We start from the raw sequence: 12,040 nt of genomic DNA on the forward strand, positions 1-12,040 counted from the left end.
CACTTCACTGACGAGGGTTGTACACATGGCAACTATTTTCGATCCGATCAAACTGGGCGACCTCGAGCTGTCCAACCGCATCATCATGGCTCCGCTGACCCGCTGCCGCGCCGACGAAGGCCGCGTGCCGAACGCGCTGATGGCTGAATACTACGTACAGCGCGCGTCGGCTGGCCTGATCCTGTCCGAAGCCACTTCGGTGACGCCGATGGGCGTCGGCTACCCGGACACCCCGGGTATCTGGTCCAACGACCAGGTGCGCGGCTGGACCAACGTGACCAAAGCCGTGCACGCTGCCGGCGGCAAGATCGTTCTGCAACTGTGGCACGTCGGCCGCATCTCGCACCCGTCGTACCTCAACGGTGAAGCTCCGGTCGCGCCGAGCGCCATCCAGCCCAAAGGTCACGTCAGTCTGGTGCGCCCACTGGCCGACTACCCGACCCCGCGCGCGCTGGAAACCGCTGAAATCGCCGAGATTGTCGACGCCTACCGTACCGGCGCCGAGAACGCCAAAGCCGCCGGTTTCGATGGCGTGGAAATCCACGGCGCCAACGGCTACCTGCTCGACCAGTTCCTGCAAAGCAGCACCAACCAGCGTACCGACAACTACGGCGGCTCCCTGGAGAACCGTGCGCGCCTGCTGCTGGAAGTGACTGACGCGGCGATCGACGTCTGGGGCGCCGGCCGTGTCGGCGTGCACCTGGCACCCCGCGCCGACTCCCACGACATGGGCGACGACAATCTGGCCGAGACCTTCACTTATGTGGCTCGCGAGCTGGGCAAACGTGGCATCGCCTTCATCTGCTCCCGCGAGAAAGAAGGCGCCGACAGCCTCGGTCCACAGCTCAAAGAAGCTTTCGGCGGTGCGTACATCGCCAACGAGCGTTTCACCAAAGACAGCGCCAATGCGTGGCTGGCTGAAGGCAAGGCTGACGCCGTGGCGTTCGGCGTACCGTTCATTGCCAACCCGGACCTGCCGGCGCGCCTGAAGGCCGATGCCCCGCTGAACGATCCGCGCCCAGAGCTGTTCTACGGCAAGGGCCCGGTCGGTTACATCGACTACCCGACGCTGTAAACGTTATTCAGTACAAAGCAGCCGAAACGCAAAAGCCCCCGACTCGTGAGAGCCGGGGGCTTTTTCTTGGGCGTCCGGTACGGGGCAGCTAACATTCGTTCACAGGGACGACACAAAATCCCTACAAAATCCGTAGCTCGCTACGTTTAAACTCGCGGTTCGGGCGTCTGTAAAAGCAGGCCAATTGACATAACCTGTGTCAATTACGCATTTTGTTTCATTTGCGCAGGCTGGGGCTCAGGCGCAGCATATCCAACCCTGTATCGACCCAACGCTCGGCCTCGGCATGCAGCTCAAAGCTGTCCGGCGCCAATAGCCATCCATACAGGAGGCCATCGATATACGCATGAATGCTGATGGCCGCGCGGGCAGTGTCGAGATCTTCCGGCAACTGGCCGCGATTGACCGCATTACGCAGGGTCAGTCCGATGCGCAGATTGCAATCGAGACTGGCCGTGCGGCGCTGCTGGCGCAGATCGCACATTTCATCGGTGAATTCGCACTTGTGAAACAGAATCTCGTTAATGCGACGGGTCTTCGGATCCAGGGCAACCTGATGGAACAGATGGATCAACAGCTTGCGCATGCACCCCAGCGGATCGAGTTCATCCTCGCTCTCGCTGGCCTTGGCCAATTCATCCAGCGGTTCGTGCAGGCTGTCGAGCATCGCCTGCACCAGATCGGCCTTGTTGCTGAAGTGCCAATAAATGGCACCGCGCGTAACGCCGGCCATTGTCGCGATATCCGCCAGGGTCGTGCGGGCCACGCCCCTTTCATAAAACGCTTTCTCGGCCGCTTCGAGAATCTGGCTGCGCGTTTCCTGAGCTTCCTCTTTGGTACGACGGACCATGGCAGTAAAACCTCAAACAGGATGTTTCAGGGATGGCTGAATATCCGCTGAATAAAGAGGGGGCCGATTTCTCACGAATCGGCTCCCCGGCCTACAATTTCAAACCTTGCGACGCATTTTGTAACAGGGTGGGTACGACGCCAAGCTATTTACAAACAACCATGAACGTAAGTATATTCCTTAGCAAGCTACTTATCCACCCGACCCGATTTTTTTACCCTTCCACACTTCTTGTGCGCATTTTGCGCGCCTGACCCGAGGATCTTCATGCAATTCAAGCCAGCTGTTACCGCTCTGGTCACTGCCGTCGCCCTGGCATCGCTGCTCAGCGGATGTAAAAAGGAAGAAGCGGCCCCGGCCGCTCCGCCTCCTCAGGTCGGCGTCGTCACCCTGCAACCACAAGCGTTCACCCTCACGTCGGAACTGCCGGGGCGCACCAGTGCGTACCGCATCGCTGAAGTCCGGCCACAGGTCAACGGCATCATTCTCAAGCGCCTGTTCAAGGAAGGCGCCGACGTCAAAGCCGGTCAGCAGCTGTACCAGATCGATCCGGCAGTCTATGAAGCGACCTTGAAAAGCGCCGAAGCCAATCTGCGTTCGACCAAGTCGATCTCCGACCGCTACAAGCAACTGGTCGACGAGCAGGCCGTGAGCCGTCAGGAATACGACACCGCCGTGGCCAACCGCATGGAATCGGAAGCGTCGCTGCAAAGCGCGCAGATCAATGTGAAATACACCAAGGTCTACGCGCCGATCTCCGGTCGTATTGGCCGTTCTGCGGTGACCGAAGGTGCGCTGGTCAGCAATGGTCAGGCCGACGCGATGGCGACGATCCAGCAACTGGACCCGATCTATGTCGACGTCACCCAGTCCTCGGTTGAACTGCTGGAACTGCGCCGCGAGCTGGAAAGCGGTCGCCTGCAGAAGGCTGGCGACAACTCGGCAGCGGTCAAATTGACCCTGGAAGACGGCAGCCAGTACAAGCTCGACGGCAAACTGGAATTCTCCGAAGTGTCGGTTGATCCAACGACCGGTTCCGTGACCCTGCGCGCCGTGTTCCCGAACCCGGATCACACCCTGCTGCCCGGCATGTTCGTCCGCGCCCAGTTGCAGGCCGGCGTCAACGCCGCGGCCATTCTGGCGCCGCAACAAGGCGTGACCCGTGACCTCAAGGGCACCCCGACCGCACTGGTTGTCGGCCCGGACAACAAGGTCGAGCTGCGTCAGCTCAAGGCCAGCCGCACCGTCGGCAGCCAGTGGCTGATCGAAGATGGCCTGAAAGCCGGCGATCGTCTGATCACCGAAGGCCTGCAATACGTTCGCCCAGGTGCCCAGGTCAACCCGACCGAAGCGACCAACGTAGCCAAGAACCCGGCCCCCGCTCAAGCAGCTGACAAAGCCGCCGGCGGCAAAGGGGAGTAACTCATGTCGAAATTTTTTATCGACCGTCCGATTTTCGCCTGGGTAATCGCCCTGGTGATCATGTTGGTCGGGGCACTATCGATCCTGAAATTGCCAATCAACCAGTACCCGAGCATTGCACCGCCGGCCATCGCGATCTCCGTGACCTACCCGGGCGCTTCGGCGCAAACGGTGCAGGACACTGTGGTCCAGGTGATCGAGCAGCAGCTCAACGGTATCGACAACCTGCGTTATGTGTCCTCGGAAAGTAACTCCGACGGCAGCATGACCATCACCGCGACCTTCGAGCAAGGCACCAACTCCGACACCGCGCAGGTTCAGGTCCAGAACAAGCTGAACCTGGCCACCCCGCTGCTGCCGCAGGAAGTGCAGCAACAGGGTATCCGCGTGACCAAGGCAGTGAAGAACTTCCTGCTGGTGATCGGCGTGGTATCGCGTGACGGCAGCATGACCAAGGACGACCTGTCCAACTACATCGTGTCGAACATGCAGGACCCGATCTCGCGGACTGCCGGTGTCGGTGACTTCCAGGTCTTCGGTGCCCAGTACGCGATGCGCATCTGGCTCGATCCGGCCAAGTTGAACAAGTACAACCTGACCCCGGCTGATGTCAGCAGCGCGATCTCGGCGCAGAACGTTCAGGTGTCTTCCGGTCAGCTCGGCGGCTTGCCGGCGCTGCCAGGCCAGCAACTGAACGCCACGATCATCGGCAAGACCCGTCTGCAGACTGCCGAGCAGTTCAAGGCGATTCTGCTGAAGGTCAACCAGGACGGTTCGCAAGTGCACATCGGCGATGTCGCCGACGTCGGCCTGGGTGGTGAAAACTCGACCATCTCGGCGCAGTTCAACGGCAAGCCGTCGTCCGGTCTGGCGGTCAAACTGGCCAACGGCGCCAACGCCCTCGACACCGCCAAGGCGCTGCGCAAGACGATTGACGAACTCAAGCCGTTCTTCCCGCAAGGCATGGAAGTGGTGTTCCCGTACGACACCACGCCAGTGGTGACCGAATCGATCAAGGGTGTGGTTGAAACCCTGGTCGAGGCGATCGCGCTGGTGTTCCTGGTGATGTTCCTGTTCCTGCAGAACTTCCGCGCCACCGTCATCACCACGATGACCGTGCCGGTGGTATTGCTCGGCACGTTCGGCATCCTCGCGGCTGCCGGTTTCAGCATCAACACCCTGACCATGTTCGGTATGGTATTGGCCATCGGCTTGCTGGTGGACGACGCCATCGTCGTGGTGGAAAACGTCGAGCGGGTGATGGCCGAAGAAGGCCTGTCACCGAAAGAAGCGACCAAGAAGTCCATGGGTCAGATCCAGGGCGCTCTGGTCGGTATCGCCCTGGTGCTGTCGGCAGTATTGCTGCCGATGGCGTTCTTCAGCGGTTCCACCGGTGTGATCTACCGTCAGTTCTCGATCACCATCGTCTCGGCTATGGCCCTGTCGGTGCTGGTTGCGCTGATCTTCACCCCGGCGCTCTGCGCGACCATGCTCAAGGCCATCCCGAAAGGCGAGCACGGCACGCCGAAAAAAGGCTTCTTCGGCTGGTTCAACCGCAACTTCGACCGCAGCGTGCGCAGCTACGAGCGCGGCGTCGGCAACATCCTGCAGCGCAAGGCGCCGTATCTGTTGGCCTACCTGTTGATCGTGGTCGGCATGATCTGGCTGTTCACCCGCATTCCGACTGCGTTCCTGCCGGAAGAGGACCAGGGCGTACTGTTCGCCCAAGTGCAAACCCCGGCGGGTTCCAGTGCCGAACGGACCCAGGTCGTGATCGACGAAATGCGTTCGTATCTGCTGGAGAAAGAAGCGGGAGCGGTGTCCTCGGTGTTCACCGTGAACGGCTTCAACTTCGCCGGTCGTGGGCAGAGCTCGGGTCTGGCGTTCATCATGCTCAAGCCGTGGCACGAGCGTGATTCGAACAACAGCGTGTTTGCCCTGGCCCAGCGCGCCCAGCAGCACTTCTTCAGCTTCCGCGACGCGATGGTGTTTGCCTTCGCCCCGCCAGCGGTACTGGAGCTGGGTAACGCGACCGGTTTCGACGTGTTCCTGCAGGACCGCGCCGGTATCGGTCACGAAAAACTGATGGAAGCGCGTAACCAATTCCTCGGCATGGCTGCACAGAGCAAGGTGCTCTACCAGGTGCGTCCGAACGGTCTGAACGATGAGCCGCAATACCACCTGGAAATCGACGATGCGAAGGCCCGCGCCCTGGGCGTGAGCATTTCCGACATCAACAGCACGCTGTCGATCTCCTTCGGTAGTAGCTACGTCAACGACTTCATCGACCGCGGTCGGGTGAAAAAAGTGTACGTGCAAGGTCAGGCTGGCGCTCGCATGAGCCCGGAAGACCTGAAGAAGTGGTACGTGCGCAACAGCGCCGGGACCATGGTGCCGTTCTCCGCATTCGCCAAGGGCGAGTGGATCTACGGTTCGCCGAAACTGGCGCGCTACAACGGTGTGGAAGCGATGGAGATCCTCGGTTCTCCGGCGCCGGGTTACTCCACCGGCGAAGCGATGGCCGAAGTCGAAGCGATTGCCAAGAAGCTGCCGGCCGGTGTCGGTATCTCCTGGACCGGTCTGTCCTATGAGGAACGGCTGTCCGGCTCGCAGGCGCCAGCGCTGTATGCCTTGTCGCTGCTGATGGTGTTCCTGTGTCTGGCGGCGCTGTACGAGAGCTGGTCGATTCCGATCGCCGTGATGCTCGTGGTACCGCTGGGGATCATCGGCGCGCTGATGGCCACCAGCCTGCGCGGGCTGTCCAACGACGTGTACTTCCAGGTGGGTCTGTTGACGACCATCGGTCTTGCGGCTAAAAACGCCATTCTGATCGTCGAGTTCGCCAAAGAGCTGCACGAGCAAGGACGCAGTCTGCGCGATGCGGCGATCGAAGCGTGCCGCATGCGTCTGCGACCGATCATCATGACCTCGCTGGCGTTCGTTCTCGGTGTAGTACCGTTGGCGATCTCCACGGGTGCAGGTTCGGGTAGCCAGCATGCGATCGGTACCGGCGTGATTGGCGGTATGCTCACGGCCACGATCCTGGCGATCTTCTGGGTCCCACTGTTCTTCGTCACGGTTTCGTCCATGGGCCAGCGCAAAATCGCCGATCCGGACGAGACGACTGAAACTCCTAAAGAGGCTGGCCAATGAGCAAGTCGCTACTCTCCATCGCAGTCGCCGCCTTCGTGCTGAGCGGTTGCTCGCTGATCCCCGATTATCAGCAGCCTGAGGCTCCTGTCGCAGGTCAGTACCCGCAAGGGCCGGCCTATTCGCCGGCCCAGGCGCCGGCGCAAGCCGCTGCCGAGCAGGGCTGGAAGCAGTTTTTCCATGATCCGGCCCTGCAGCAGCTGATCCAGGTGGCACTGGAAAACAACCGCGACCTGCGTGTCGCGGCGCTGAACATCGACGCTTATGCGGCTCAATACCGCATCCAGCGAGCGGATCTGTTCCCGGCGGTTTCGGCCAATGCCAGCGGCAGTCGTCAGCGGGTTCCGGCCCGTGCGTCGCAGACCGGTGAAGCGAACATCAGCAGCTCCTACACCGCGACCGTCGGCATCAGCGCCTACGAACTCGACCTGTTCGGTCGGGTGCGCAGCCTGAGCGAACAAGCGCTGCAACAATACTTCGCCACCGAAGAAGCGCGTCGCAGCACCCAGATCAGTCTGGTGGCCAGTGTGGCCAACGCCTACATGACCTGGCAGGCCGACAAGGAACTGCTCAAGCTGACGCAAGACACCCTCGGTGCCTTCGAAGAAAGCTACAAGCTGACCAGCCGCAGCAACGAAGTCGGTGTGGCCTCGGCGCTGGACCTGGCGCAGTCGCGCACCTCGGTGGAAAACGCCCGGGCACAATTGGCCAAGTACACCCGTCAGGTGGCTCAGGACGAGAACAGCCTGACCCTGCTGCTCGGCACCGGCATCCCGGCCAATCTGCAAGCGGCCAAACCGCTGTCGGATGATCTGCTCAGCGACGTACCGGCCGGCCTGCCTTCGGATCTGCTGCAACGTCGTCCGGACATCCTGCAAGCCGAGTACAACCTGAAAGCGGCCAACGCCAACATCGGCGCCGCCCGTGCAGCGTTCTTCCCGAGCATCAGCCTGACCGCCAATGCGGGCAGCCTGAGCCCGGACCTGTCCGGTCTGTTCAAAGGTGGTTCGGGCACATGGCTGTTCCAGCCGCAGATCAACCTGCCGATCTTCAACGCCGGCAGCCTGCGCGCCAGCCTCGACTACGCCAAGATCCAGAAGGACATTGGCGTGGCGAACTACGAGAAGTCGATTCAGACCGCCTTCCAGGAAGTCGCCGACGGCCTGGCCGCACGCCAGACCTACACCGAGCAGTTGCAAGCGCAGCGTGACTTCGTCGCGGCCAACCAGGATTACTACCGCCTGGCCGAGCGTCGTTACCGCATCGGTGTCGACAGCAACCTGACCTTCCTCGACGCCCAGCGTCAGTTGTTCAGCGCGCAACAGGCACTGATCACCGACCGCCTCGCGCAGCTGACCAGTGCAGTCAACCTGTACAAGGCCCTGGGTGGTGGCTGGAATGCGCAGACCGCGCAGAACGAACCGCTGAAAGAAGAAGCACCGAAGATGAAGCTGTTCTGATCATCGGTTGAATACAAGGAGCCCACCGATTGGTGGGCTTTTTGTTGCCTCAGGAAAAGTTTAGGTGCCTGCACTGGCCCCATCGCTGGCAAGCCAGCTCCCACAGGTTTTCAGGGGTCCGCAAAATATGTGTTCACTGAAGATCCTTGTGGGAGCTGGCTTGCCAGCGATGAGGCCTTCACAGGCACCCTGAAATCCAACTGAATCTTGCGTTCGATAATCGCCCAGAACCCGCTTTTACCAATTGAATCAAAACATCCGCCCCCCGCACCATTCGCTCCACAAAACCAATAACAACAGGTTCGATACCATGCTCCCGCGCCCTGCCCCGCCCGGCTGATCGCCGCCGCTCCATTCCTGATCTGCAATGTCGTGCTCGCCCCAAAGTGGCTGCAGCGAACCCGTTCGTCCCCAAAAAAATAACAAGAGACCCTGCGATGACTCATCCCACTGCGCCGTACGCACTCCCCGGCCTGATCGCCCTGGCCCTGACTGGCGCCGCCCTGCCCGCCGCCGCCGAAGAAGCCGGTTTTATCGAGGGCGCCAGCGCTAACCTGAATCTGCGCAATTTCTACATCAACCGTAACTTCACCAACCCGACCAAGGCGCAGGGCAAGGCTGAAGAATGGACGCAGAACTTCATCCTCGACGCCAAATCCGGTTTCACCCAGGGCACCATCGGTTTCGGCATGGACGTGCTCGGTCTGTATTCGGTAAAACTCGATGGCGGTAAAGGCACCGGCGGCACGCAACTGCTGCCGCTGGATCACGACGGGCGTCCGGCGGACAACTTCGGTCGCACCAACGTCGCGTTCAAGGCCAAGCTATCGCAGACCGAAATCAAGGTCGGCGAATGGATGCCAGTGCTGCCGATCCTGCGTTCGGACGACGGTCGTTCGCTGCCGCAAACCTTCCGTGGTGGCCAGATCACCTCGAAGGAGATCAACGGCCTGACCCTCTACGGCGGCCAGTTCCGCGCCAACAGCCCGCGCGACGACAGCAGCATGAGCGACATGTCGATGTTCGGCAAAGCGGCGTTCACCTCTGATCGCTTCAACTTCCAGGGCGGTGAATACCAGTTCAACGAAAAACGCACACAGATCGGTCTGTGGAACGCTGAACTCAAAGACATCTACAGCCAGCAATACGTCAATCTGACTCACAGCCAGCCACTCGGTAACTGGACGCTGGGCGCCAACCTCGGCTTCTTCTACGGCAAGGATGACGGCAGCGCCCGCGCCGGCGAACTCGACAACAAGACCTGGTCGGGGATGTTCTCGGCCCGCTACGGCGGCAACACCTTCTATGTCGGTCTGCAAAAACTCACCGGCGACAGCGCCTGGATGCGCGTCAACGGCACCAGCGGCGGCACCCTGGCCAACGACAGTTACAACTCCAGCTACGACAACGCCCAGGAACGTTCCTGGCAGGTGCGCCACGACTACAACTTCGCCGCCCTGGGCATCCCCGGCCTGACCCTGATGAACCGCTACATCAGCGGCGACAACGTGCACACCGGAACCATCACCGACGGCAAGGAATGGGGCCGCGAATCGGAACTGGGCTACACCGTGCAAAGCGGTACCCTGCGCGACCTCAACGTGCGCTGGCGCAACTCGACCATGCGCCGCGACTTCAGCAACAACGAGTTCGACGAGAACCGCCTGATCATCAGCTATCCGATCAGCCTGCTCTGATTCGAAAATCGCCCCGGATTACCTGTAGGAGCTGCCGCAGGCTGCGATCTTTTGCTTTTTCAAGATCAAAAGATCGCAGCCTGCGGCAGCTCCTGCAGGGAAAGGGATATCAGGGAGCCATCCGTCAGGATCTGTGGCACTTCACTAAGCCTCGGGTAGAGTAGGAAACACCTGAAGGACTCAGGTGCCACACCCTCCCCGCTTCCGCTATCCAAAGTTGTTGGTCCTCAAGATTTGGCCAGATTGTCATCGGAAGACACTGCTGATCATCGGAGGACCACCTCATGATCACTCGTCTCAACGCAACACCCGACTGGGACGCCAAGGCCTACCAGCAGTTTTCTCGTCAACGCCAGCGCCCGGTCAACGAATTGCTCGACCGTATCGATCTGCACGACCCCAAACGCATTTATGACCTGGGCTGCGGCACCGGCATTGCCACGCAGTTGCTGGCCGAGCGCTGGCCGCGAGCGCAGTTGCTGGGCGTCGACAGCTCACGGCAGATGCTTGATCAGGCCCGATGTCTGCCGATCAACGCCCAATGGCAAGAGTGCGACTTGCTCGACTGGCACCCCGAGCAACCCGCCGACCTGCTGCTCGCGGCGGCGGTGCTGCATTTCATTGGCGATCATCAACAACGGCTGCCGCGCCTGCTCGGTCATCTCAAGCCCGGTGGCTGTCTGGCAGCACACATGCCGGACTGGCGCGATGCCTTGTGGTATCGACTGATGCTCGACACCCTCGACGATGCCGGACCGGGACACACCCCCATCGGCACACCGGAGTTGCGCCAGCGCATGGCCGCGCGGCCGTTGTTGGCATTGGAGGATTACTACCGCTTGCTGGCGCCGCTGACCACGTCGCTGGACATCTGGGAAACCGAGCAACTGCAAGTGGTGGACGGCAAGTCGCCGGTGTACGACTGGGTAAAGGTCTCGGCGTTGCGACCGGTGATGCAGGCGCTGACGTCACAGGAGCAGGCGCGGTTTATCTATCACTTCCTGATGCGCGTGCATGAGTATTATCCGCCGGAGAAAAACGGGCAGACGCTGTTTCCGTTCAAGCGGATTTTCATTGTCGTCAGGGTTTGAAGATCAACAGATCGCAGCCTGCGGCAGCTCCTACATTGGAATGCACTCCCCTGTAGGAGCTGCCGCAGGCTGCGATCTGTTGATTCTGATGCCTACTCCCGAGACTCAATCCCAAGCTCATCCCACACCGACTCCGCCAGATGGAACGTCGCATTGGCCGCCGGAATCCCGCAATAAATCGCGCTCTGCATGATCACTTCCTTGATCTCGCCCCGGCTTACGCCATTGTTCGCCGCTGCGCGCAAATGCAGTTTCAGTTCGCCTTCGCGGTTCATCCCGATCAGCATGGCGATGGTGATCAGGCTGCGGGTATGCCGCGGCAGGCCCGGGCGGGTCCAGATGTCGCCCCAGGCGTGACGGGTGATCATCTCCTGAAATTCCGAGTTGAACTCGGTCAGCGTGGTCAGGCTGCGATCGACATGTGCATCGCCCAGCACCGCACGGCGTACTTGCATGCCATCGTCATAACGTTGTTTCTCGTCCACAAAAACTTCCTCACTGAGCGTTCAGAAACGCCAACACACGATCACTGAATGCGGCACCCGCCTGCACGTTGGACAGGTGCGCGGCATGGAACTCGGCGTACTCGGCGCCGCGCACATGCTCTTGAATGAAATGCCCACCGGACGGTGGCGTCACCGCATCTTCGGTGCCGGCAATCACCAGCAGCGGCAGGTTGATCGACGCCAGCTGCTCGCGGAAATCGGCGTCGCGCACCGCCGCGCAATTGGCCGCATAACCTTCAGGCGAAGTGGCCGCGAGCATGTCGGTGATCTTCTTCGCTGCAGCCGGATTGGCCGCGGAAAAGTCCGGGGTGAACCAACGGGCAATCGACGCATCACGCAGGGCGACCATCGCCGCCGGGCCATCACGCAGCACGGTGTCAATGCGTGGATTCCACACCGACGGATCGCCAATCTTCGCCGCGGTGTTGCACACGATCAGTTTGTGCAGACGGTGGCCGGCATTGATCCCCAGCCACTGACCGATCAACCCGCCCATCGACAGTCCGCAGAAATGTGCGCGCTCGATGTGCAGCGCATCGAGCAAGCCGAGCACATCGTGGCCCAATTGCTCGATGCTGTACGGCCCCGGCGTCACCAGGGATTGACCGTGACCACGGGTGTCGAAACGCAGCACTCTGAAGTACTCGGTGAACGCCGGCATCTGCGCGTCCCACATGTGCAGGTCGGTGCCCAGCGAGTTGGACAGCACCAGCACCGGCGCATCGACCGGGCCTTCAATGACGTAATGCAGTTCGCCATCGGCGAGTTGAACGAAAGCCACAGCCCTCT

9 protein-coding genes are annotated in these 12,040 nt (G+C 60.9%); 6 read left to right on the top strand and 3 right to left on the bottom strand.

All coding sequences use genetic code 11. From position 1 onward, the window contains the following. Positions 1-25: 25 nt before the first annotated feature. On the top strand, positions 26-1,075 hold the full coding sequence (locus KVQ82_RS23170) for an alkene reductase (protein WP_108181913.1): 1,050 nt from the start codon (positions 26-28) through the stop codon (positions 1,073-1,075). A 217-nt stretch (positions 1,076-1,292) separates the two neighbouring features. Here the strand turns inward: KVQ82_RS23170 and emhR are convergent, their stop codons facing one another. Further along, positions 1,293-1,925, bottom strand: coding sequence for an efflux system transcriptional repressor EmhR (gene emhR, locus KVQ82_RS23175; protein WP_008080104.1), 633 nt, complete (start codon positions 1,923-1,925; stop codon positions 1,293-1,295). Between the two features lie 267 nt (positions 1,926-2,192). Between emhR and emhA the strand changes: the two genes are divergently transcribed. The 5 genes from emhA to KVQ82_RS23200 all read left to right on the top strand — a co-directional run bounded on the left by emhA (position 2,193) and on the right by KVQ82_RS23200 (position 10,745). Continuing rightward, the gene (emhA, locus tag KVQ82_RS23180; RefSeq protein ID WP_041070493.1) at positions 2,193-3,347 is read left to right on the top strand and encodes an efflux RND transporter periplasmic adaptor subunit EmhA; all 1,155 of its coding nucleotides are present in this window, start codon (positions 2,193-2,195) and stop codon (positions 3,345-3,347) included. 3 nt (positions 3,348-3,350) lie between these two features. After that, on the top strand, positions 3,351-6,500 hold the full coding sequence (emhB, locus tag KVQ82_RS23185) for an efflux RND transporter permease subunit EmhB (RefSeq protein ID WP_041070495.1): 3,150 nt from the start codon (positions 3,351-3,353) through the stop codon (positions 6,498-6,500). Further along, on the top strand, positions 6,497-7,957 hold the full coding sequence (emhC, locus tag KVQ82_RS23190) for an efflux RND transporter outer membrane subunit EmhC (RefSeq protein WP_108181911.1): 1,461 nt from the start codon (positions 6,497-6,499) through the stop codon (positions 7,955-7,957). The genes emhB and emhC overlap by 4 nt, the downstream gene beginning before the upstream one ends. A 437-nt stretch (positions 7,958-8,394) precedes the next feature. Next, positions 8,395-9,654, top strand: coding sequence for an OprD family porin (locus KVQ82_RS23195; RefSeq protein WP_222016093.1), 1,260 nt, complete (start codon positions 8,395-8,397; stop codon positions 9,652-9,654). 284 nt (positions 9,655-9,938) lie between these two features. Further along, complete coding sequence (locus KVQ82_RS23200) at positions 9,939-10,745, top strand: methyltransferase domain-containing protein (RefSeq protein WP_222016094.1); 807 nt, start codon at positions 9,939-9,941, stop codon at positions 10,743-10,745. A 92-nt stretch (positions 10,746-10,837) separates the two neighbouring features. On the opposite strand, the gene pcaC is transcribed toward KVQ82_RS23200, so the two are convergent. Both pcaC and pcaD read right to left on the bottom strand, forming a co-directional pair. Then, positions 10,838-11,230 (bottom strand): 4-carboxymuconolactone decarboxylase, encoded by a 393-nt coding sequence (gene pcaC, locus KVQ82_RS23205; protein ID WP_041070503.1) that lies wholly within the window; start codon positions 11,228-11,230, stop codon positions 10,838-10,840. A gap of 10 nt (positions 11,231-11,240) precedes the next feature. Then, on the bottom strand, positions 11,241-12,032 hold the full coding sequence (pcaD, locus tag KVQ82_RS23210; protein WP_222016096.1) for a 3-oxoadipate enol-lactonase: 792 nt from the start codon (positions 12,030-12,032) through the stop codon (positions 11,241-11,243). Positions 12,033-12,040 lie beyond the last annotated feature (8 nt).

Source organism: Pseudomonas sp. AO-1, from assembly GCF_019775695.1.
Lineage (GTDB): Bacteria > Pseudomonadota > Gammaproteobacteria > Pseudomonadales > Pseudomonadaceae > Aquipseudomonas > Aquipseudomonas parakoreensis.